The sequence below is a fragment of the Micromonospora sp. NPDC048063 genome, assembly GCF_043202855.1.
Taxonomy (GTDB): Bacteria; Actinomycetota; Actinomycetes; order Mycobacteriales; family Micromonosporaceae; genus Micromonospora.
In genome coordinates, this window is the sequence record NZ_JBIDBG010000023.1 from 38,175 (window position 1) to 60,261 (window position 22,087).

A 22,087-nucleotide genomic window follows, 5' to 3' on the forward strand; every position below is an offset into this window, starting at 1 on the left:
TCTCCATCTCAGCTCTCGTCCACAGTGTCTCGGGGCTCTATGCGTGGCCACCAAACCGAGAAGAAGGCGAAATCCCTGTCAGGATCAGTGTTGCTGAAGGTGTGCTCGACATTGCGCGGTATGAAAACCGCATCGCCCTGGCTCACGTGCCAGACCTCCCCGCCAGCGATGATCTCTCCGTGACCACGGTAGATGAACGCGATCTCGTCCTGGTTGTGCTGGTCAGGCTCACACTTCTCACCCGGCGAGATACAGCAGGTCATCGCACCGAAAGGGGGAATCGCGGCCTCCGGCCAGGGGAAGACGTAGCCCTCGGCGAAGCGCCCAGTTGGACTCTCGTTAACCAGTCTCTTCCACGCGACCAGAGCCATGTATGGATTGTGGCGGCCTAATCGGCTCTGGTCAATAATCTTGTGAGATCGTCTCATAGGTTATCCTCAGTACGCGCCCAATCCCCAAGGAGGCAGCGATGCCCCGTCCGGTCGTTGACTTGTCATGCTTTCCCAAGGTCGCGCTGGGTCATTGGCCGACGCCGTTAGAGGCGTGCCATCGCCTGACGGAGGAGGTCGGTGGGCCGCGGATTCTGGTGAAGCGAGATGACATCAACGGACTGGGCGTCGGCGGGAACAAGCTGCGAAAGCTCGAGTTCCTCCTGGGTGCCGCCGTTGCCAGCGGTGCTGACACGATCATCACGTTCGGCGGCCTGCAAAGCAACCACGGCCGCCAGACCGCAGCGGCCTGCGCCCGGCTCGGCCTTCGCTGCGAACTGGTCCTCACCAAGCAGGTGACTCACATCGCCGGATCCTCCGCCCTGACCGCGCCACGGTCTGACGAGGCGTATGAGCGGTCGGGAAACGTCGCGCTCGATCTCCTTTACGGCGCCCGGGTCCACGTCTGCGAACGCGATGAAGAGACGGATGCCACCCACCGTCAGATCGTCGCTGAGGCAGCGAAAGAAGGCCGGCGTGCGGTCACCCTTCCGGTGGGCGGATCCAACCCTCTCGGAGTGCTCGGTTACCTGACCGCCGCCGCTGAGCTCAGAGAGCAGATGGAAGGCGCCGACCGAATAGTCCTGCCGATCGGGAGCGCGGGCACCGCTGCCGGCCTGGCGATCGGTGCGGCTCTGCTGGACTGGCCGGTGAGGATCGACGCCGCTTCGGTGTCCGAGCCGGCGGCAGACGCGTCAGCCGTCATCCATAAGCTCGTCGGTGAGACGGCGACGATGCTGGGCGTCCCGGCACCAGCACTAACACGCGTCCACGTGACTGAAAGAGCCCTAGGCTTGGGTTACGGACTGCCCTCGCCGGCGGTATGGGAGGCCATTCGCCTGTTCGGGCGCACGGAGGGCATCACCCTCGACCCGGTTTACACAGGCAAAGCTGCGGCAGCGCTCATTGACGCGGCGCGCGCAGGCGACATCGCCGCGACAGAGACGGTGGTGTTCCTGCACACCGGAGGGCTTCCCGGCCTTTTCGGCTATGCACCCGACTTGATCAAGGAAGCCGAGGGTTGACCTGTACGGCGCCAAGTGACTGGTCAGGTGCTCGTCAGTGGGCCGGCTTGACCTGCGGGATCCGGGTTGGATTACGGTCAGGTGCCCGAAACGCCGTCGATCGTGAAGCGGGAGTGTCAAGTTAACGGCCCTGTCTCACATTCGGTGGTGACGGAGGGTGGCGAGGCGTCGTTGACTCCTATGCGGAGGATCTCGATGAGCTTGTAAAGGCGGTGTTCTCGGGGCTGTCCCCGCTGATCATCGAGGACGTGGTCGACGAGGGTGAGCAGATCGTGGTGCGGGCCCGGACGCCGCAGGACACCGCGGTCTGCCCGATGTGCGGGGCCTCGTCGGGACGGGTCCACGGCTATCACTGGCGGACGGCGGCCGACGTTCCGGTCGACGGGCGCCGGGTGGTGGTCCGCGTGCGGGCGCGGCGTCTGGTGTGCCCCACGCGCGGCTGCCGCCACACCTTCCGGGAACAGGTTCCCGGGGTGTTGGAGCGATACCAGCGCCGCACGGCCCGTCTGAACAGGCAGGTCAAAGCCGTGGTCAAGGAGTTAGCGGGCCGGGCAGGGTCGCGTTTGCTGGCGATACTCGCCATGGGCCTGTCCCGTCACACGGCCCTGCGCGCCCTGCTGCGCATCCCGTTGCCCACCGGGCGGACGCCCGGTGTGATCGGCGTTGACGATTTTGCTCTGTGTCATCCATGAAGGAGCGGGGCCGGTCAAGGGTGGGGTTTTGACCCGGTGGCATTTGTTTTGCCCGTCTTCCGGCAGGATTTCGGGCAGGCGTGTGTGCGGTGTCGGGGTCAAGGCTGGGCCGGAGGCCTGAGGTTCCTCCCGGGATGTGGACACCGGGTTATGCCGCAGTCTGGTGCAGCGTAGTCGGTTGAAGGGTCTGTTCGTAATCGGCGGGACTGAGATAGCCCAGCGCGGAGTGGCGACGCCGGTGGTTGTAGAAGGCGATCCACCGAAACACGTCGCGACGGGCGTCAGCCTCGCTGGTCCAACGGCGGTGGTCGACGTCGAGTTCACGCTTGAGGGTGGCGAAGAACGCCTCGGCCAGTGCGTTGTCATACGACGAGCCGATCCGGCCCATCGAGCGGCGGATGCCGTGTTGGCGGCAGGCGGCGGCGAAGCCGCCGCTGCCGTATTGGGCGGATTCAACCGGTCGTCGCAACACCCTGTCGGAGAGGTGAAGCGATGGGTGTTGGGCCGGGGCAGAAGCGGGTTCGGGAGTATCGGGGTCAGATCCCTTCGCCGGGGCGGCCGACGGTGGCGTGGCGTGAGGACCGGGTCAAGTTCTGGGCTGCGATCCGATCCGGTGTAATGACCGAGGACGCGGCCGCGGCGGCGGGTGTGTCGTCGCCGGTCGGGTTCCGGTGGTTCCGGCACGCTGGCGGCGTGAATCCTGCGTTGCCGCCGACGGTGTCGGGCCGCTATCTGTCGTTCAGCGAACGGGAGGACATCGCTCTGTCGCGGGCGCAGGGCATGGGTGTTCGTGCGATCGCACGCCAGCTCGGCCGGGACCCGTCGACGATCTCGCGGGAGTTGCGGCGTAACGCCTCGACCAGGACGTACCGGTTGGACTACAAGGCTTCGACCGCGCAGTGGCATGCTGAGCGTCGAGCCCGCCGGCCGAAGACCGCGAAGCTGCTGGCCAATGATCGGCTCCGGGAGTACGTCCAGCAGCGGCTTGCGGGTGCGATCCGGACAGCGGACGGCCGGCTGGTCGCTGGGCCGCAGGGCCCGCAGTGGAAGGGCCGCAACAAGCCTCACCGGGCCGATCGGGCATGGACGAATGGGTGGAGCCCGGAGCAGATCTCCCGCAGGCTCAGGGCCGAGTTCCCGGAGGATGAGTCCATGCGCATCAGCCATGAGGCGATCTACCAGGCGCTCTATGTCCAGAGCCGTGGCGCCCTCAAGCGTGAACTCGTCACCTGCTTGCGGACCGGTCGGGCTCTTCGTGTTCCCCGGGCGCGTGCGAAGCAACGCGCGTGGGCGCACGTCACCAGCGGCACGCTGATCAGTGAGCGGCCCGCCGAGGTCGCGGACCGTGCCGTCCCCGGGCACTGGGAAGGAGATCTGATCATCGGGTTGCAGCGCTCCGCGATCGGGACACTGGTCGAGCGGACCACGAGGTTCACGATGCTGATCCACCTGCCTCGTGAGGCCGGCTGGGGTGTGATCCCGCGGACGAAGAACGGCCCCGCTCTCGCCGGCTACGGGGCCATCACGATGAGCAAAGCCCTCGCCGACACGATCATCCAGTTGCCCGAGCAGCTGCGCAGATCGCTGACGTGGGACCGCGGCAAGGAGCTGTCCGCGCACGCACGCTTCACGGTCGAAACGGGCGTCCCGGTGTTCTTCGCCGACCCGCACAGCCCTTGGCAACGCGGCACCAACGAGAACACCAACGGGCTGCTGCGGCAGTACTTCCCGAAAGGCACCGACCTGTCCCGGTGGAGTGCCGACGAGATCAACGCTGTCGCCCACGCGCTCAACAGCCGGCCACGGAAAACCCTCGGCTGGAAGACACCCGCCGAAGCCCTCGACGAACACCTACAATCGCTCCAACAACCCGGTGTTGCGACGACCGGTTGAATCCGCCCAGCACACCTCCGCCGAGTTCGCCCGTTACTGCGTGCGAACCCGGATACGCACGAGCGTGGGCCGTACCGGTGTGTGCTGGGACAACGCCGCCGCCGAATCGTTCTTCGCCACCCTCAAGAACGAGATGTATCACCGGCAGCGCTTCGACACCCGCGCCCGCGCCCGATTCGCCATCGCCGAGTACATCGAAGTGTTCTACAACCGGCAACGACTGCACTCAGCCCTCGACTACCGCACCCCCGCCGAAGCCCTCACCGAACACCAGACCCTGATGGCAGCCTGACCAGCAAATCCACGAAGACCTGTCCAAGATCCTTGACACAGCCCAAGCCGGTCGGTGCGGACCAGCGTGCCTTCGAGGATCGCGTACGCCAGGCGCCCGATGCGCCGCATCGCCTGCGGGCAGGGTGGGCGCCTGGTAGCCCCTACTCCGACAAAACGGGGTGATCTGACGCGCCTCGATGATCCTCATGGTGTTACGACGAAAGACATCTATAGTGCCGAGACCGACCGGACAGCCCGGATCTTGGGGCACACCGGCAGGTCCGTGGTTGCCCACACCAGAAGGATCGAGTCCATGTCCTACGTGACCCCATCGGAGTTCGTCGCGAAGATGATCGACGCGGGCGAGGCTAAAGTGTTCATGTCCACCCGAGACACGTTGATCCGTGCGTACATGGCCGGTGCCATCCTCGCGCTCGCTGCGGCGTTCGCGGTCACCATCACCGTGGAGACGGGGCAACCCCTCGTCGGAGCCCTTCTCTTCCCCATCGGGTTCTGCTTGCTGTACCTGCTCGGGTTTGACCTCCTGACCGGTGTGTTCACCCTTGTTCCCCTCGCACTGATCGACAGGCGGCCGGGCGTCAGACTGCGTTCGGTCCTGCGTAACTGGGGCTTGGTCTTTGTGGGCAACTTCGCCGGCGCGCTCACCGTCGCGCTCATGATGGCCGTGATCCTGACCTTCGCCTTCAGCGTGGACCCGAACGAGGTCGGCCAGCGGCTCGGCGCGATCGGCACGTCTCGGACGGTCGGGTACGCCGACCACGGTGCCGCCGGGATGCTGACCCTCTTCATCCGCGGTGTCCTGTGTAACTGGATGGTCTCCACCGGCGTCGTCGCCGCGATGATCTCGACGTCGGTGTCGGGGAAGGTGATCGGCATGTGGATGCCGATCCTGATTTTCTTCTACATGGGGTTCGAGCACTCGGTGGTGAACATGTTCCTGTTCCCGGCCGGCCTGATGCTCGGCGGCGACTTCTCGATCGCCGACTACCTGGTGTGGAACGAGATCCCCACAGTGGTCGGCAACTTGGTCGGCGGCCTGGTCTTCGTGGGGCTCGCTCTCTACGCGACGCACGCCCGCACTGGTGCGACCCGAAACCGCCCGCATCCCGAGAAGCCGACCTCCCGGAGAGTGAACGTGTGACGGCTCGCATGCCTCTCCGGATACCACCGATGCGAAGCGTGCGGGTTCGGTGTCGTAGAAGTGCGGTTCGCATTAGTTGGCGCGTCGTTATGGCCACCGCCAGAGAGTGCCGCAGCGGCTTGCGTTACCGTCGCTGCCGATTGGCCGAAGGCGGAGTTAGCCCGCCAGCTGCCTCCGTCGAAGAATCCCTTCCAGCCTGGGCGGGCCCCGCAGCTAGCCCGGACCCCGTTTCGATCCAGGTAGAGCGCCGATTAGTCGAGCGGGATGGCGCCGAGAAGGCACAGCCGTGTTGGTATTGGCCTCGTGTCGATCATCTGACATGGACTCCCACGACGTCAGTCGGCGGGAGGTCACGACCTCCTCGTCTGGGCAGGGAAGCCGAGGGATGGTGGCGGGGGAGTGGTGCGAGGACTCCTTTACTCGGTCGGTTTATGCTTCAGACGACCTGGGCAAACGTGCGCGAGCATGCCGCTGGGCCGCCGGACTACTGGGGGTCAAGGGGTCGTCGGTTCGAATCCGGCCGTCCCGACGCAGGTCAAAGGGCTGATCCGGACATCGGGTCGGCCCTTTTCGGCGTTCTGGAGACCAAGATCAGTCAAGTTGGAGTTGGCTGGCGTTGCTTGACCGTCGGTCAGGTTCCAGCGACCGGTCTCTGCCTGCCGAGTTGTTCTCTCGACGCATCAAGGCGGCCCGCACAGCGGGCTTGTGCCGGTTCGGCCCCGACCTGCTGGCGGCCTCCGGCTGGCATCGGCCGGGCCGACCGGCCACGCTTCGGGATTGCCAGACCTTGAAACCTCGGGGCTCCGCCCCGAACCCCAGCCCTCAGCGATCCGCCGCGTCCGCACCCGCATACCAAGCTCCCTTTCTTGATCTTCGCCGGCCGCCCAGGAAAGAACAAGACTGTTTCTTTGCCCGCGATATCGGCAGTCTCTCGTGGCGTGGCTGCTGATAACCAAGGTGTAGATCTTGCTCGCCGCCTCTCGCATGTGAGATGGCTGGCCGGCGGTACCGGGTCAGGCAAGAGCACCCTCGCCCAAGCCCTAGCCGAGCGCTACGACGTGCTGATCTACGACGGCGATCGCGCGGAGCGCAACTACGCCAGCCGGTGCACCGCGCACGAGCAGCCGTACCTCTGGGCGTTGCTGCAAGCTCCGCCGGCGCAGAGATGGAACAGCCGCAGCGCCCAGGAGATCTTCGAGTCGATGCCGAGCCTGCACGGGGAAACGTTCGGGTTCGTTGTCGATGACCTGCTCGCGATGCCCACCGACCGTCCGGTCCTGGTCGATGATTTCCGAACTCTGCCCGGCGACGTCGCTCCGCTGCTGACGTGGCCAGAGCAGGCAGCCTTCCTCCTGCCAACGCCGCAGTTTCGGGATCGGGCACTGCGGGCTCGATTCGCCGACGTCGCGAGGGCCCGAGCGAACTGGGGAGACAGCCACCACAGCGAGGCGCTCGCTCTGCGACTGGCTCGCGACGAACTGTGGGACGCTGAAGTCCGGCGCCAGGCCGTCGAACTGCACCTGCCGGTGGTGTCCATCGATGGCTCGCGTGACGTTCTTGACCTTGTCGATGACCTTGCAGCCCGGTTTCGTCTGGGCCATCCACGGGCCGGTAACCGTGGAGCGCAACGGTCGTGAGCGGGCACGAGAGGTACGAGGCTCTGCTGCTGACCGCAGGCTTTCGGGCATCCCGGCCGGGTGAGCACGCTCTTCCAAACTGACGCTCGCGCCGGCAGCGCTGACGGGATGCGGGTATGGAGAAGGGCAGCAACTTTTGGCGGAACAGGTAGTGAAAGCGAGTTCACCGCAGCCGGCTTCCGGATCGCAGTCGTGAGCGAACCGCCTCCCGCATCCGGTGCCCGCGAGTCGTTCCCCGAACTCGTGACATCCCCTCGGGGTCCTTCCTGTGCTTCTCCAGCCACCGTTCGGCGGCGCCACCCGGCCGACCCGCATAGGATCCGGCCGACCAGTACGAAACGGGCCATTCCGAGCCGGGCGTCCTGTCAGACTGGCGCGGTGACGGAGGAAGGACCGACGGCCGGAGGTGACAGGGGGAAGACCACAGGGCGCAAGTCCGTACGCGCGCACCTGCGCGACGCCGTCGTCAGCCTGCTCGGCAGGCGGCGGGTACGCGAAGGCACCCGCACGGCCACCGAGGAACTCTTCTTCGACCTGGTCTTCGTGTTCGCCTTCGTCCAACTCGTCGCGCTGATCCGAAGCGACTACACCCCTCAGGGCGTGCTTCGCGGAATGCTCGTGCTGGCCCTGCTGTGGTGGTCCTGGGGCGCCTTCGCGTGGCTGAGCAACAACCTGCAGGCCAGCTTCGGAGTGATGCGGTTCGGGTTGTTCGTGGTCACCGGGATCACTTTCGTGATGGCGCTGTCGACCCTCGTCACGTTCACCGATCGGCCCGGCGGGCTGTACGGCCCGCTCGTCTTCCCCATCTGCTATTTTCTCGTGCGGTCGCTGCACCTGGCGCTGTACGCGTACGCCGTCTCGGCCCGGCGCCTGGCCCGGCACATCCTGGTGCCCGCAGTGCCGATGGTCGCCAGCACCGCCCTGCTCGTCTGCGCCGCACTCGTGCCGCACCGACTCCTCACCGACCAGCGACAGGTCGCCATCGCCGTGACCCTCCTCTGGCTGCTGGCCGTGCTCGTGGACTACGTGGGCAGCTTCACGTTGCCCGTCTGGGAGATCGGCATCTTCTCCGCCCGGCACTGGTGCGAGCGGTACGGGTTGATCCTGATCGTGGCCGTGGGCGAGAACATCATCTCGATCGGGACGTCCAGCTCCAACGTGTCGCTCAGTTGGCAGCTCCTGCTCGCCGTCATGCTGGCCATGACGGTCACCGGGGCGGTGCTCTGGACCTACTTCGACGTGGTGGCGCTCGTCGGTGAGCAGGTCCTCGAGCGGGCCGACCCAAAGACCAGATTCGCCCTCGCCCGGGACGCCTACAGCTACCTGCACCTTCCCATGGTCGCCGGCATCCTCCTGCCGGCCCTCGGGATACGCGAGCTCGTCAAGAACGTCGGCCACATCGAAGGACACCACCCCGACGAACGGCTCTCCGCCATCGGTCTCTTCGGCCTCTACGGGGGGATAGCCCTCTTCCTCCTGGCCAACGTCGCCTACCAGCTGCGGATGGCCCACACGATCAGGACGATCATCTGGACCCGGGTGGCCGCCGTTCTGGTGCTGGCCGCGCTCGTCCCTGTCGCACGGCGGATATCGGCCATCGGTGCGCTGGGCCTGCTGGCGGCTGTCTCTTTCATTCTGATCGTCGTGGAGGTCATCGTGGCCGACGGGCAGCGCCGCCGCCTGCGCGAGTCGGGCCTGGCCGCCCGGATGCAGGTTTGAGGAACCCGCATCCGGCCCGCCGCGGTCGTGCAGGGCGTACTCGATCGCCACGCCGCCGGGATCACCATCGACACGCACTGCCTCGCCTGGGGTGTCGAACGTCGCCGGTCAGGCCACGCGTGGCCACGCAAACCAGTTGACGATTCCGGCAGGATTCTCGGTGTGCGTACGTTCAGTGAGCTGGTCGATGAGGCCGCCGCAGTGGACGTGTCCGGCTGGGACTTCGACTGGCTTGAGGGCCGGGCAACGGAAGAGCGGCCGCCGTGGGGGTACTCGCGGTTGATCGCATCGCGCCTGCCCCACGTCACCGCGGCCTTGGACATCGACACCGGTGGCGGCGAGATCATCGCCGAGGTGCCGCACCTACCGCCGAGAATGGTCGTCACCGAAGGCTGGCGCCCGAACGTCGAGCGTGCCCGTCAGACGTTGTCGCCCCGCGGTGTCGAGGTCGTGCCCGTCGAGCAAGGCCGGCCCCTGCCCTTCCCCGACGCCAGCTTCGATCTGGTGACGAGCCGCCATCCAGTGGACCCCGACTGGAGCGAGATCGCCCGCGTGCTCACCGATGACGGCACGTACCTCGCCCAGCACGTCGGGCCGGCATCCGCGTTCGAGCTCATCGAGTTCTTCCTCGGCCCGCTGCCGCAGGAGCGGCTTGGTCGTCACCCCGATCGTGAGGCCGCGGCAGCGCGGGCGGCCGCGCTCGAGATCGTGGACCTGCGCACCGCTCGCTGCCGGATGGAGTTCTTCGACATCGGCGCGGTCGTCTACACCCTGCGTAAATGCGTCTGGTGGGTGCCCGACTTCACAGTGGAGCGGTACCGGGACACCCTCGAGCGACTGGACGCCCACATTCGCCACCACGGCTCCTTCGTGGCCCACTCGACTCGGACCCTCGTCGAGGCCAGACGTGCACCCCGCTGAAACGCTCACCGAACGGCTTCCCTGAGGCTTCCGCTCGTGCCGCCGTCCGGCCGTTCAGTGGGGGAACGCGCGAGGGACGCGTGCGTTGAGGAGTTCGTCGCGGAACGCTTGGATGCGTGTGATGACCTGTCGTCTGCCGACGGTGTTTTCGATGCGGTCGAGGTACAGGCATCGGGCGGCGAGTTTGTCGAGGTCGACGGTGAAGTAGATCGCCATCAGCGGGTTGACGAACAGGTCGCCGCCGCCGGTGCGCCGGGTGAACCGGACGTCTCCGAACGCGCCGCTGGTGGCGGCGGCGATCTGTCCTTGGACGATGCTCGGCCGGTCCGGGGTGGCGGCCTGGGCGTCGGCGACAGCATCGCGGTACAGCGCCGCCTCCGGGCTGGAACCGGGGATGGACAGGGCGCCGAGGTAGCCGCCGTCGCGGTCGAGTGCGGCGAGGTTCTCCAGCACCTGGACGTGGTTGACGCCGTCGTAGGCGTCGATGCCGAAGCCGAGACTGCTCACCAGCTTGACCGGCACGTCCAGCACGGCCACGGCGGCCAGGCTGGTGATGTCCTCCACCGGGGTGCCGAGATCGGTTTCGTCGCCGCGTAGCAGGACGTCGGTGCCGCCATCGACCAGCACCACCGCATCGATGTCGAGTTGTTCGACCAGGTGTCGGTACGCGGCCCGTAACGGCTGGACACCGAGCGGCGGAAAGGCGTACACGGTCGACGGCAGCGTCTGAGCTGCCAGCCACCGGGCGAGCGTCCGTTCGGGGAAGTACCAGTCCGGGCTGGTGGTGTCCGGCTGCACCGCCGCGACGTGCTCCGCTACCCACGCGTCCCGGTCGATCAGTTCGAGTTCGGAGAAGGACAGGCTGGCCAGGTGCACCTGTGCGCCACCGCGCCACAGGGCGAACGCCAAGGGCAGGCCGGCGTACACGTCGAACCCGCCGCCCGCTCCGGCGATGAGGATGCTCCGCGCCGGAGCCAGCGCGGCAAACAGCGGCGGAACGGCCAACGAGAACGCACCGGGTTGGGCCGGCAGCGCGGCAGGGTTCATCACCGCTCAATGATCCGTCACGCCCATGCCGCTGACAGAGCGCCGGGGCGCCCGCGTGCGGCGGGACCCCGAGGAAGATGCTGGTGCCCGGCCGATAGGGGTCATTTCACGCGAGCGCCAGCTATATCGCGGTCGCGGGGATCGTGCTGTGCCGTTCCCGGCTGGGCTGCACCGTGACGACGATCTTCCCCGCGGGATGGCCCTGGGCGAGGTAGCGCATCGCGTCGGGCGCGTCGGCGAGAGCGTAGGTGCGGTCGATGACCGGGGTGACCGAGCCCGCCTCGGTGAGGGTGGTCAGTTCGTCGAGATCTTCGTAGTGCTCCCGAGCGGCCACGCCGCGCACTCGCTGGCTGCCGATCAGTGAGAGCAACGGCGCGGCCAGCTGGCGTTGGAAGCCGCCGAGCAGCCAGCCTGTGGCGTGGCCGCCACCGACGAGGGCGATCGTTCCGCGCGGTGTGGTTGCGCGCCGGAGCAGCGACAACGGTCGGTTGCCGGCGGTGTCGATGATGATGTCGTATCGCGCGCCGCCACGGTCGATCTCGTGCTGGGTGTAGTCGATGACGTCCTCGGCACCGATGGAACGCACCAGCTCGATCTTCGAGGTGCTGCAGACGCCGGTCACGCTTGCCCCATGTAGCTTGACCAGTTGGACGGCGAACGACCCGACGCCCCCGGCCGCGCCGGTGATCAACACCCGCTGTCCGGGCTGCACGCGCGCGTCGCGGATGCTCTGTAGCGCGGTCACCGCGGAGATGGGCATCGCCGCCGCCTGCTCGAAGGTGAGGTTGGCCGGCTTGGGTGCCAGCCGGTGCTGCCGCGCTGTCGCGTACTGGGCGAACGAGCCGCTCTGACAGGTGCCGTACACCTCGTCGCCGGGGCGCAGGCGGGTCACGCCGGCGCCGACCGCCACCACCACACCGGCGACGGCCCGACCGAGCACCGCGACCTTGGGCCGGCGCAGCCCGGCCGCGAGCCGCACCGCCATGGGTCGGCCGGTCATGAAGATCCACACGCCTGGGTCCAGGCCGGCGGCGCGTACCTCGATGAGCACCTCGTCGTCTCCGACCGAGGGTTTGTCGACCTCGCGGAGTTCGAGCACGTCGGCCGGGCCGTACACGTCGTGGACGATCGCTTTCATGACTTCTCCTCGGGGGAGTCGGGGTACTGGAACACGTCGTCGAGCGGAACGCCGAACACCCGGGCGATCCGGAAGGCCATTTCCAGGGATGGCGAATAGCGGCCCTGCTCGATGGCGATGAGGGTCTGCCGGGTCACGCCGATGCGCTCGGCGAGCTCGGCCTGGGTCATCTCGCCGTGCGCGAAGCGCAACGCGCGGATGCGGTTGGTGACCTGCGTCGGCTTCACCACTGCGGGAGGCTCCTGCGGTACACAATGACCTTGGTGATGCCGCCGAGGATCGCCGACAGCACGAAGCACAGGTAGATGACGTTGGCGATCCAGAACCGGTCCCAGTCCGCCATGGCCATGAGCATCGCGGCGACCGCGCCGACGACCACGAACGACTGGCCGACGTGGTCGCCGAGCCGCCCGATCTCGCGGTCCCGCACGTCCTTGACGCGCGGCGCGCCCGGATTCACGACGGCCATGCCGATCTCCGCCACGATCGACGCGACGATGGCCGCGCCGACCGTCCACAACAGGGCGCTCGCGTACGGCACGTCGGGCAGCGAACGACCATCGGCGCGGCTGACGGTGAGGGCCACGTAGGCGGAGTAGCCGAGCACGGCGACGACCAGCCTGATCCACGCGCGTTTCTCTTCGTGCGTCATGACGAGCCCTCCGGATGTCTGGAATCTTTGACATCCCGAAGGTAGCGAATCTTTGACTTCGTGTCTAGAAAACTTTACATCGATCCTGGGGGGCGGTCATTCGGCTGACCGACGCAGGATCGGAAGTGCTGGCCGAGATCGGCGACGCCTATGGCTCTCGCCTGAAGGATCCGACCCGGCGTGACGGTGAGCGCAGCCTGCACGTAGGGTGACAATCGATCGGAGCGCATGTCGGAGGGCTCATGTACCGTGTCCAGTTCACAGCCGAGGACCTGGCCCGGGTCCGGCTGATGCGGAGCTGGGGGCCCCTGGCCGAGACGTATCTGAGCCTCGGGCGGTTGCGGCGCGGCCAGCCGGGTGACGGGTTGCGGGGCTGGTCGACACGGGTCGCTCGGTCCTCTTCCGGCCTGGTGCATCCGTGCGCCTCACTGTTCGACAACAGGTGGCTGGACCTGTTCACCCTCACCGGCCCGGCCGAGTCCATCGAGGAGGGACTGACCGCGCTGCTCGCCGTGCGCCCGGAACACCTGCGCGCCGAGCTGGTCGCCGCGGCGGACGCCAGGTGGCGCTACGGGGACCATCGTCGCTGGCCAGCCGGGGTGGGTGACCCGGCGGGCAACCGGGCCGACCGGCATCGCCTGGCGACCTTCCTGCATGACTACCACAAGGTCGCGGTGGCGCCGCACTGGTCTCACATCCAGGCTCGGCTCGATACCGAGCACGCCGCCCTCACCCACCTGCTCGCCATCAGTGGCGTAGAGGGCCTACTGGCCGGGCTGATGCCCTTCGCCCGCTGGCGCTACCCCGTGCTGGAGGTGGGCCATGGTGCGACCACTACCGACATCCACCTCGGCGGACGAGGGTTGCTGCTCGTGCCGTCGGCATTCCTCGACCCACGACCTGTCTTGTGGACCAGCGGGCTGGACGAAGAGGCACCGTCGATGCTCTTTCTGCCCGCGATGCGCGGACCCCTTGACCTGGCCGCCGTCCTGGCCGAGCCCCCCGGAGCGGACCGGCTGTCCGCGCTGGTCGACCTTGTCGGACGCACCCGGGCGTACGCCCTGCACAGCATCGGTACCGCGCCGTGCACCACCGGCGAGCTCGCCCATCGGTTGGCGATCTCGGCAGCGAGCGCCAGCGAGCACGCGACGGTGCTCCGCGGAGCGGGGCTCGTCTCCACCGTCCGTCAGGGTCGAACCGTGCGGCACCACCTCACCGCACTGGGGGAACAGATGCTCAGCGGAACCGTCGCCGCGCCGTCCCAGGCGACTGCCGTCGCGGAGCGCCTGGCCGTGCATCACCAGGGCCGCCAGCCTCCGCGGACGGGGCCGAGGTCGTTCGTCCGGTAGGGGAATGGTGCCAGGTCGGCGGCGGCCCCGAGGACGGTCGCGATCCCGGCTGCGTGGCCTCCTAGATCATGCCCGAGGCGCGGGCGGGACCGACCCGGCCGGCAGCACCGGCCCGCGCAGCGGCACCGACCGCTTCGACGCCTGCCTCCACCCGGACCTTCAAACCGGGCAGCGTTTCCGCCCGGTGGCGCGTCCACGTGGCGCGGTCGGTCAAGTCCCTGGCGCGCACGTCCAAGACCAAACCGGTGCCGGCGAGCAGACTCGTGCCGTCACCCCGCTACACGCGCCAACTGTTGGAGGAACGCCATGGGTAAGCTCGTCGTCTCGATGTTCACCACGCTCGACGGTGTCATTGAACGGCCGGATCGCTGGGCGTTCCAGTTCGCAAGCGCCGACTCGATGGAGCAGGGCCTGCGCCAGCTGCACGACGCCGAGGCGTTGCTGCTTGGCCGCGTCACGTACGAAGGATTCGCGGCGTCCTGGCCGAACATGACCGACGAGGCGGGATACGCCGACAAGATGAACACGATGCCCAAGTACGTGGTGTCCACCACCCTGGACGAGCCCACCTGGAACAACACGACGGTCATCGCCGACGACCCGGCCACCCGGATCGGGAAGGTGAAGACCGACCTGAGCGGGGATCTGCTCGTCTTCGGCAGCAACGCGCTCGTCACCCGGCTGCTGCCACACGGGTTGATTGACGAGATCCGCCTGGTGACCTACCCGGTCGTGGTCGGGGACGGCACGCGCCTGTTCGCCGACGGCGACGGGATGGCGTCGTTCCGGCTGCTGGACACCACCACGTTCCAGTCCGGCGTCGTGGTGCTGACCTACGCACCGATCAACGAGCAGGGCGCGGCTGCGGCATCTGCCTGAACGACGACGCCGGCGGCGTTGCCGCGCACCAGCGCCGCCCGGTTTCCGAGCCCCTGGACGTTTCGGCGGGGCGGAATCAGGCATCACAGTCGATCCTCATGCCGGAGGCGACCACCTGGGACGGTTGGGTCGCGATGATGACCGTCAGTGTGACCACGCACGGCGACCGGATCGTGGACGTGGGCGCCCAGAGCCCGACTGGCGGCAACAGGCTTGAGCGACCTGCGCCGGTAGTCGCTGGGTGGCACGCCGAAGGCGGCCCGGAACAGCCGGCTGAAGTGCGCAGAGTCGGGCAGACCCCACCGGGCCCCGACGACGCCGACCGTCAGGCCGCTCTGTGCCGGATCGGCGAGGTCCTTGCGGCAACGGTCGAGGCGCCGCTGGCGGATCCAGGCGCCGACCGAGGTCTGCTCCGGAGCGAACAGCCGGTACAGCTGGCGCAGCGAGACGTGGTGTGCCGCGGCGATCACCGCGGGCGTGAGGTCGGTGTTCCCCAGGTGCTGCTCGATGAAGGCCTTCACCTGGAACAGCAGCGCCTGCTGTGACGACTCGACCGGGTCGGAGTACCCGGTGTACTCGCAGAGGGCGGTGCCCAGCAGGTCGAGCAGGATCGGTGCCAGCCGTGCCGCGGTGGTCGGATCGTACTGGCCGATTTCCCGGGCGATGCGACCCAGCATCGGGGCGAGCAGTCCGCCGACCCCGGTTGCGGGCACCGCCACCGCGGTGAGCCCGGCAACCACGCCCGGCCGCACCGGGAGCAGCTCGCGCGGAAACCCGAACACCGCCAGCTCCACCGCGTCGGTGTAGACCAGATCGTATGGGAGGCTGAAGTCGTAGACGCCGAACGTGGCGGGGGCGAGGACCGTCTCCCGGCCGTCCTGGGTCAGGCGCGGGTGGCCGCTGATCGGCAGTACCACACGGTACAGGTCCGCGTCACCCTTGCGGATCAGGCCGCGCGTTCGGTGGACACCATGGGGCGTGCTGGTACGGACGTTCGCCACGCCCACATCGCCCAGCCGGCCGGTCGTGATCTCACCGTCCAACGGCACATCCGGGTCGATCCGCATGTCCAGTGGGCCGAGGGTGTCGCAGACGATGGACCGCCACCGTTCGCGCCGCTCGGCTGCCGGTGTGTCCGCGGTTCTGACGACCGTGAGCACTGATAGACCTCCCTGACCCGTACCGGCAACGGTAGTGGCCGGCGGACGAGCGCCGGCGCCCACGTTGCTACCCGACCCTACGGAAGGCCGTCGATGGGCGTAGGCCCCGACCCGGACCCTTCGGGTAGGGCCGAACGGTGTTGCCCGATGCGGAACAGAGGCCAAACAATCATCTCGATTGGACCGACGGCGTCGCGGCCGCGGTAAGTGTCGATGCTGGTGGCCGAATGAGAGGAAGCGCCGCACCGGGCGCTGCTACTCGGATACGCCAGATGACTACGGCCGGAGCCGCAAGAACCGACAGTGATCCTTCAAGATTCCTGGACCAGAGCAGGGCAGGACTCGCCGGCAGCAGGGAGAAGTGAATGAAGTCGATACGCGCAGTGGCCGTTTTCGTGGCGGCGACCCTCGCGCTCGTGCTGGGCGTAGCCGCACCGGCAAGCGCCGACGCGTACTCGTACAACGGATATGGGTCGGCGAACTTCCAGAGCAACGGGGACTACATCACCCTCACCCACTTCACCTACGAAGAATATCCCGGCGTCTATGCGTCGTACGCCGAGTGGTACACCAACTACGGGCGCACCGGCTATTGCGGAGACAGCATCGGCGGGCGGATCGGCTGTGACGAGGACGTGGCGGAAAACCGATACATCACCATCCGGGTCTGCAGCCGGTACGGGACGTTCAACCAGGTCATCTGCGGCAACTGGGATACCTCGCGGACCTGAACCATTCCCGCCCGCCAGCGTCCGTGCGAGCCGTCAAGGTCCGCTGGACGTGGCGGGCCGGGCGGCGGCCCGCTCCCCTGGGGCGGGCCGATGGCAGACGGTGAGGATGGTGGGGTGGGTCGCCAGCTTGGTCTGACTCACCGATAGGCCGACGTTGCTGTCGTTATCGATTCGTCGGCCGGTTCGGTGGCCCCGGCAGTTGCATGTCACCGGTCAGGCGGGCGGCATGGCACCCGAGCGCAAGGTCATGCGGAAGTTGGGGCGGCTCCGGGCCGATCTAGGGGCCTTCTGGCCGAAAGCCTCCAGCTAGGGCCGCCTCGCGCAGTTCTCTACGCCGCCTGCCGGCGACGAGGACCTCCGTGATGACCAGGCTGGCGCAGACAGCCGCCAACAGGCCGAGCGCTGCCACCGCCGAAAGCTGGCTGGCCGCCAGGATGAGCGCCACCAGCAGCGCTACGGTAATCAGACGCGGCCAGATGACCCGACTGAGCAGGCGCGTGATCCGCAGTTGGAAGCCGACGTGGGAGAACAGGAACAGGGCTGCTCCACCGTAGAGGGCGTGGAGGCCCAGGCCCTCCAGTCGCGCGGCCGAATGGTGCAGTTCGTTGTCTTTGATGATCGTCACCACTTTGTGCAGCCCGAGGGCGAGCAGCATGATGCCGGCGATCATCGGCAGGTGCAGATAGCTGTAGGCGTCGCGGGCGTAGGCGACCCGGCGCTGGACGGGGTTCTGGATCAGCGTCCGCTCGGCGGCGATCGCGACGACGTCGAAATAGGTCCAGCCCAATGCGGCGGCGATGACGATGGCGAAGACGAGGGCCGCGATGAGCGATCCAGTCATCGGCACGCTGCTACTGATCAGGCCAACCGCTGTGAGCGACTCGCCAAGGGCGACGAGCACGATGAGGCCGTGCCGCTCCGCCCAGTGCCGGGCCGAGATGATGTGCCACCCCCACGACCGCATCAGCAGGGCGCGGCCGTAGTCGATGACGATGGCGAGGATCCAGAACCCGGTCTGGCTCGCCTTGACCAGCCACGGGTCGTGGAACAGTCGCTGCGGCAGGACGGCGGCGGAGAACAGAAGGACAGAGGCGACAAACAGTGGCGCGGCGATCAGCAGGACGACGCGCGGCCCCGTGCCTGGAATGGCGTACCAGCGCAGCGCCAGATGCACCAGCCGAACGACCACGAAGCATGCGACGAACACCATCGGGCCGGAGAGAGCCGCGCCACGGAGGTCGGTGAATGCCTGCCGGACCGCTACCGCCATTACAAGGGTGACCACCGCCACGAACAGCAGCGCGATCCGGATCAGCCCGACCCGAGCTTGGAGGCTGTTGCCCAACCAGGCATAGATGGACCACGTCGACCACAACAGGGCCAGCGCAAGCATTCCGTTCAGCACGCCGTGGCTGGTGAAGTCGTCCTCCATCAACGCAACGACCTGGATGAACGCGAGGACGAACACCAGATCGAAGAAGAGCTCCACGCTGGTTACGCCGACGCCCTCGCGTAGCGGTCGAATGCCGCGCGGCGCCCGCACTGACCTGTCATCGGACGCCCCGTCGTTCCCACTTACCACAGGGCAGAGTGTGGCAGCCGGCCACACCGAAGATGCCGGAATCACTGATCGCGGTCGACCTCGTCGCCGAGATGATCGTTGCCTGGGGCCAAGGAGTCGCCTGGGCGCGGGGCACAAGACAGCGTGAAACGTCGTCGACCAGCAACCAACGATGACAGCCGAAAACACCCTGTGAACAAGTGCCGAGGGCTGTTACCGCTGGTGGCGGGCGAGCGGCTCTTAGCTCCGCTTCAACGTCTGACCCCTCTCCACGGTCATCCTTCCTGGGCCAGGTGGCCAGCGCCGCTAGGGTCTGTGTCGAAGTCGGGCGCCGCGTGGGTCGCCCGATGGTCGTCCGGTTCGTGGCACAGCTCGGTCCCCTGGTTGTCGTATGCGGGCAGGCGCCCGCCTGGTTGCTGCTCGCCGTGGACGCGCTTCGCGAGTGGAGCGCGCACGATGCCGGGACCCTCGATCATCTGTGCCGGGGCTCCCAGCGGAAGTACCGGCGTGCCACGAGAAGCGACACCACCAGCCAGGCCAACAGCACACCGAGGGACGGCAGCACCGCGACGAAGGTCTCGGCGAGAGTCAGCGCCTGGCCCTCGTCGGTGTGGGCGAGCCAGCCGACCCGCATCACCTCGGTGAACGGCCCGCTGGGCAGGAACCAGAGCACCCGCTCCAGCGACTCCGGCAGCGCGCCGAGCGGCAGCATCGCACCTGGCGTTGCCAGGAAGATCACCATGGTCGGCAGGGTGGTCAGCATGGCCGCTTCGGACGTGCGGGTGACCGCAGAAAGCGCGGCCGAGAACGCCGCCATGATCGCGGACCCCAGCAGCAGGGCCACCGCGATGACCAGCGGGTTCGTCGGCCCCGGCAGACCGAGCACCGCGACGGCGTAGCAGGCCAGCACGACGAACTGGGCGAGGAACATCAGGATGGTGCTGCTGGCCGTGCCGAGCAGGATGGTGCGGTCCGAGGCAAGCCCGGCGCGCAGGCGCTTGAGCACCAGTTCCTGGCGGCGCGAGGCGTACACGGTCGTCAGGTGATGGTGCACCAGGAAGACCATGACCAGGGTGGTGACGCTGACGACCCTGCGGACGCCGGGCACTGTCTGACCTGCGTAGCCGCTGACGAGCAGGATGGCGATGATCAGGGGGGTGCACACAGACATGGCAGTGGCCGTCCAGTTGCGGCGCAGGGCCAACAGTTCCATCTTCAGCAGCGCGGTCACCTGCCAGAACGGCCGGGTGGCCCGGTCGCCGGGTGCGGTGGTCGAGGTCCGCGTCGTCATCGTCTCGCTCATCGGGCGGTCTCCGGATCCGCGTGCTGGTTGGTCGGATCGTGGTCGGCGGCGATGTCCAGGAAGACATCCTCCAGGGTGGCCGGTCGCGCTGACAGCGCGGAAAGTTGGACGTCGCTCGTGTTGGCCCAGTCGAGCAGCCGGGTCAGGTCGGCCTGGAGCTGACGCGACTCGTACGTGACCCGGTCGCCCTCGACCGAGCGCGTGGCGTGCGGCAGGCCGGGGGGCACGTCCGCCTTCGGCAGCCGGAAGGTGATCCGGGCGGGCAGGGTGCGGACGATGTCGTGCGGGGCTCCCGTCGCTACGATGTGCCCACGGCGCATGATCGCCACCCGGTCGGCGAGCACCTCCGCCTCTTCCAGATAGTGCGTGGTGAGCAGCACCGTCGTGCCGTTCTGCTGGAGTTCCCGCACGACGTTCCAGGTGCGCCGCCGGGAGGCCGGGTCCATGCCGGTGGTCGGCTCGTCGAGGAAGAGCACCTGCGGCCGGCCGAGCACGGCCAGGGCCAGCTCCAGCCGCCGCCCCTCGCCCCCGGAGAGCTGCTCGACCGCCACGTCCCTCCGGTGGGTCAGCTCGACCAGTTCCAGCACCTGCTGGGAGCTGTACGGCCGGACGGTGAGCGAGCGCCAGATCTCCACCGTTTCCCGAACCGTCAGCGAGCCGGTGAATCCGCCGTGCTGGAGCATCACCCCCGTCTGTGGGCGCAGCGCGGCCCGGTCCCGCACCGGGTCCAGCCCGAGCACCCGGACCCGGCCGGAGGTGGCCGGCTGCAGCCCCTCCAACACCTCGATCGTGGTGGTCTTTCCCGCTCCGTTGGTGCCGAGCAGGGCGAACAGCTCACCACGGTGGACCCGCAGCGACACCCCCCGGACCGCCTCGAACTGCCCGTAGTTGCGGCGCAGGCTGTCCACTTCGATTACGACGTCGTCCATGCCTCCGAGGCTGCCGCTGACCGGCGACAGAGCCAATCCACGCCGTGTCATGCCCCGGCCATGCGGTATGCACACGCCGTCCGTGCGTTCCGCACACCGAGCCCGCGATTTCGCCGCGGGTGGGTGAAAATGATCCTGAGGGCAACGAGTTCTGCCTGCTGTCACGTCCTGTGCAGGAGCTCTGGGACGGCGCACGGAACCAGACAACCCAGCAGACCGCAGAGCGGTATGGCGACTGCCCAGAACGACCCCTCCACCAGACCCCTCCACCGCAAGTCTTGGATGGTGGGCGTTTGCTCGGAGCGGCCCGGAGTCGGTGAGTGACAAACTGGGTGACGATCACGGCGGACACTCATGGACGGGCCGGGACGCTGCCGCCGACGGCCGAGCGGCCCCGCCGGGCTCTGTGCGAGCTATTGGCGACCGAGGGTCGGGTCCATACACTCACCGCGTGATCCCGCCCGGATACCCCGCACAGGCCCGACCATCGATCGTTCGCCCGCTCTGGTCGCTTGCTGGCCCAACGCTCAGTGCGTTGCTCGCCGCCGGACTCCTCACCGCGCCCTTCGGGCCGCTGGTCAGCGCGATCACGCGCGACCTCGGACTGTCCACCGCGGGCATGACAACGACCGTGGTCGCACAGTACGTGGTGGCAGCGGTGGCCCTGGTCGCGCCCGGCTACCTGCTCGGCCGGCGGTGGCCTACTGCAATCGCGTTGCCTGCGCTGGCACTCCTTATCGTCGGCTGCGTCGTGAGCGCGTTCACGCCGGGGCCGGCACTGTTGGCGGTCGGGCGGGTGATCGTCGGGCTGGGGGCCGGAACCGTGGCCGGTGTCGCCCTCGCCCTGTCCGGTCAATTGGTCCGCTGGCGCTCCCGGGCCCGGCTGGCGCTCGGCCTCGCGCTCGGCGCCGCTCTCCTGATCGGACCCGTCGCGAGCGGCATGCTGGCGCAGGCGCTGAGTTGGCGGACGGTGTTCCTGGCCGAGGTGCTGGTGGCCACGGTCGCGCTGTTCAGCACCATAGCGAGCGGCATCGCCATGTGGGTCGTGCGTTCGTCCCGGCCCAACCCGCCGGCCACCCCTGCTGCCACAACGCCGCGCCCCGGCACAACCCGGACCGGTGGCCCGGGGCGCTGACGATCCGGGACCGCCGTGGCCAGTGGTCGGACTGGCCCGGACTCCCGGCGTTGTGGAATTCCCCAAGCTGACGCTGCGTACTGGCCTCGGCCGGCGAGCAGTCCGCACAAGGCTGTCCGTGCTCTCTTTGGGCGAGGACCGCCACTTCAACCCGCGACCCACGTGGATCGGCAGCTTTTCAAGGACCGCCTGGCCAGCGTGTCGACGCCTGATCCGCCGCTGATCCACCTGCGGCAGCCGGTGGGCGGGGGAGCGCTGGCACCTGACCGAACTCCCCGAATGCCGCCCACGGCACGCCGGTCGCCATACCACCGCAACGGACGAGCCGGTCGGGCGTCGTGCCGCCGTGGCGATGGACGCTTACCCGACAGATCGTGGCGATTGTCGTTGGCG

20 protein-coding genes and 2 pseudogenes are annotated in these 22,087 nt (G+C 67.9%); 12 read left to right on the forward strand and 10 right to left on the reverse strand.

Annotated elements, in window-relative coordinates; translation table 11 throughout:
- Positions 1–8: 8 nt before the first annotated feature.
- Entirely contained in the window at positions 9–371 is a 363-nt protein-coding gene (locus ACGFZ2_RS31350; protein WP_393459955.1) for a cupin domain-containing protein, read from the reverse strand.
- Between the two features lie 98 nt (positions 372–469).
- Between ACGFZ2_RS31350 and ACGFZ2_RS31355 the strand changes: the two genes are divergently transcribed.
- Together ACGFZ2_RS31355 and ACGFZ2_RS31360 are read left to right on the forward strand one after the other, a co-directional pair.
- Positions 470–1,513 (forward strand): 1-aminocyclopropane-1-carboxylate deaminase/D-cysteine desulfhydrase, encoded by a 1,044-nt coding sequence (locus ACGFZ2_RS31355; RefSeq protein WP_393270494.1) that lies wholly within the window; start codon positions 470–472, stop codon positions 1,511–1,513.
- A 212-nt stretch (positions 1,514–1,725) separates the two neighbouring features.
- Positions 1,726–2,193 (forward strand): annotated as a pseudogene (locus ACGFZ2_RS31360) (transposase family protein); the annotation flags it as partial.
- A 160-nt stretch (positions 2,194–2,353) separates the two neighbouring features.
- Here the strand turns inward: ACGFZ2_RS31360 and ACGFZ2_RS31365 are convergent.
- The gene (locus ACGFZ2_RS31365; protein ID WP_393270491.1) at positions 2,354–2,677 is read right to left on the reverse strand and encodes a transposase; all 324 of its coding nucleotides are present in this window, start codon (positions 2,675–2,677) and stop codon (positions 2,354–2,356) included.
- Positions 2,678–2,697: 20 nt separating this feature from the next.
- Between ACGFZ2_RS31365 and ACGFZ2_RS31370 the strand changes: the two genes are divergently transcribed.
- From ACGFZ2_RS31370 to ACGFZ2_RS31395, 6 genes and pseudogenes are all read left to right on the forward strand, one after another.
- Complete coding sequence (locus ACGFZ2_RS31370) at positions 2,698–4,098, forward strand: IS30 family transposase (RefSeq protein WP_393459958.1); 1,401 nt, start codon at positions 2,698–2,700, stop codon at positions 4,096–4,098.
- Positions 4,099–4,102: 4 nt separating this feature from the next.
- Positions 4,103–4,390, forward strand: a pseudogene (locus ACGFZ2_RS31375) (integrase core domain-containing protein); the annotation flags it as partial.
- 294 nt (positions 4,391–4,684) lie between these two features.
- Positions 4,685–5,533 carry a formate/nitrite transporter family protein gene (locus ACGFZ2_RS31380; protein ID WP_393270485.1) on the forward strand — a complete coding sequence of 283 codons (849 nt, stop codon included), beginning with the start codon at positions 4,685–4,687 and terminating at the stop codon, positions 5,531–5,533.
- An 866-nt stretch (positions 5,534–6,399) separates the two neighbouring features.
- Positions 6,400–7,170 carry a hypothetical protein gene (locus tag ACGFZ2_RS31385; protein WP_393270483.1) on the forward strand — a complete coding sequence of 257 codons (771 nt, stop codon included), beginning with the start codon at positions 6,400–6,402 and terminating at the stop codon, positions 7,168–7,170.
- Between the two features lie 378 nt (positions 7,171–7,548).
- Positions 7,549–8,889 carry a low temperature requirement protein A gene (locus ACGFZ2_RS31390; protein ID WP_393270481.1) on the forward strand — a complete coding sequence of 447 codons (1,341 nt, stop codon included), beginning with the start codon at positions 7,549–7,551 and terminating at the stop codon, positions 8,887–8,889.
- Positions 8,890–9,051: 162 nt separating this feature from the next.
- Positions 9,052–9,810 carry a class I SAM-dependent methyltransferase gene (locus ACGFZ2_RS31395; protein ID WP_393270508.1) on the forward strand — a complete coding sequence of 253 codons (759 nt, stop codon included), beginning with the start codon at positions 9,052–9,054 and terminating at the stop codon, positions 9,808–9,810.
- A gap of 54 nt (positions 9,811–9,864) precedes the next feature.
- Here ACGFZ2_RS31395 and ACGFZ2_RS31400 read toward each other — a convergent pair whose 3' ends face one another.
- From ACGFZ2_RS31400 to ACGFZ2_RS31415, 4 genes are all read right to left on the reverse strand, one after another.
- Positions 9,865–10,857 (reverse strand): DUF1152 domain-containing protein, encoded by a 993-nt coding sequence (locus tag ACGFZ2_RS31400; RefSeq protein ID WP_393270506.1) that lies wholly within the window; start codon positions 10,855–10,857, stop codon positions 9,865–9,867.
- A 121-nt stretch (positions 10,858–10,978) separates the two neighbouring features.
- Positions 10,979–11,995: an NAD(P)-dependent alcohol dehydrogenase gene (locus ACGFZ2_RS31405; RefSeq protein ID WP_393459961.1), complete on the reverse strand. Its 1,017-nt coding sequence runs from the start codon at positions 11,993–11,995 to the stop codon at positions 10,979–10,981.
- The gene (locus ACGFZ2_RS31410; protein ID WP_357464536.1) at positions 11,992–12,225 is read right to left on the reverse strand and encodes a helix-turn-helix transcriptional regulator; all 234 of its coding nucleotides are present in this window, start codon (positions 12,223–12,225) and stop codon (positions 11,992–11,994) included. The genes ACGFZ2_RS31405 and ACGFZ2_RS31410 overlap by 4 nt, the downstream gene beginning before the upstream one ends.
- On the reverse strand, positions 12,219–12,647 hold the full coding sequence (locus tag ACGFZ2_RS31415) for a hypothetical protein (protein ID WP_393459965.1): 429 nt from the start codon (positions 12,645–12,647) through the stop codon (positions 12,219–12,221). Before ACGFZ2_RS31415 ends, ACGFZ2_RS31410 begins: the two co-directional genes overlap by 7 nt.
- A gap of 242 nt (positions 12,648–12,889) precedes the next feature.
- On the opposite strand from ACGFZ2_RS31415, the gene ACGFZ2_RS31420 reads away from it, so the two are divergent.
- Positions 12,890–13,996, forward strand: a complete 1,107-nt coding sequence (locus ACGFZ2_RS31420; protein WP_393459968.1) for an ArsR/SmtB family transcription factor — start codon at positions 12,890–12,892, stop codon at positions 13,994–13,996.
- Between the two features lie 306 nt (positions 13,997–14,302).
- Positions 14,303–14,875 carry a dihydrofolate reductase family protein gene (locus ACGFZ2_RS31425; RefSeq protein WP_393459971.1) on the forward strand — a complete coding sequence of 191 codons (573 nt, stop codon included), beginning with the start codon at positions 14,303–14,305 and terminating at the stop codon, positions 14,873–14,875.
- 83 nt (positions 14,876–14,958) lie between these two features.
- Here the strand turns inward: ACGFZ2_RS31425 and ACGFZ2_RS31430 are convergent, their stop codons facing one another.
- Entirely contained in the window at positions 14,959–16,035 is a 1,077-nt protein-coding gene (locus tag ACGFZ2_RS31430) for a helix-turn-helix domain-containing protein (protein WP_393459974.1), read from the reverse strand.
- Between the two features lie 365 nt (positions 16,036–16,400).
- Here ACGFZ2_RS31430 and ACGFZ2_RS31435 point away from each other — a divergent pair, with 365 nt between their 5' ends.
- Complete coding sequence (locus ACGFZ2_RS31435) at positions 16,401–16,766, forward strand: hypothetical protein (protein ID WP_393459977.1); 366 nt, start codon at positions 16,401–16,403, stop codon at positions 16,764–16,766.
- Positions 16,767–17,043: 277 nt separating this feature from the next.
- On the opposite strand, the gene ACGFZ2_RS31440 is transcribed toward ACGFZ2_RS31435, so the two are convergent.
- The 3 genes from ACGFZ2_RS31440 to ACGFZ2_RS31450 all read right to left on the reverse strand — a co-directional run bounded on the left by ACGFZ2_RS31440 (position 17,044) and on the right by ACGFZ2_RS31450 (position 20,559).
- A complete protein-coding gene (locus ACGFZ2_RS31440) occupies positions 17,044–18,255 on the reverse strand; it encodes a low temperature requirement protein A (protein WP_393459980.1) in 1,212 nt (403 codons plus the stop codon).
- 544 nt (positions 18,256–18,799) lie between these two features.
- Positions 18,800–19,630, reverse strand: a complete 831-nt coding sequence (locus tag ACGFZ2_RS31445) for an ABC transporter permease (RefSeq protein ID WP_393459983.1) — start codon at positions 19,628–19,630, stop codon at positions 18,800–18,802.
- Positions 19,627–20,559: an ABC transporter ATP-binding protein gene (locus tag ACGFZ2_RS31450; RefSeq protein ID WP_393459986.1), complete on the reverse strand. Its 933-nt coding sequence runs from the start codon at positions 20,557–20,559 to the stop codon at positions 19,627–19,629. Before ACGFZ2_RS31450 ends, ACGFZ2_RS31445 begins: the two co-directional genes overlap by 4 nt.
- Before the next feature lie 451 nt (positions 20,560–21,010).
- On the opposite strand from ACGFZ2_RS31450, the gene ACGFZ2_RS31455 reads away from it, so the two are divergent.
- A complete protein-coding gene (locus tag ACGFZ2_RS31455; protein ID WP_393459989.1) occupies positions 21,011–21,694 on the forward strand; it encodes an MFS transporter in 684 nt (227 codons plus the stop codon).
- Positions 21,695–22,087 lie beyond the last annotated feature (393 nt).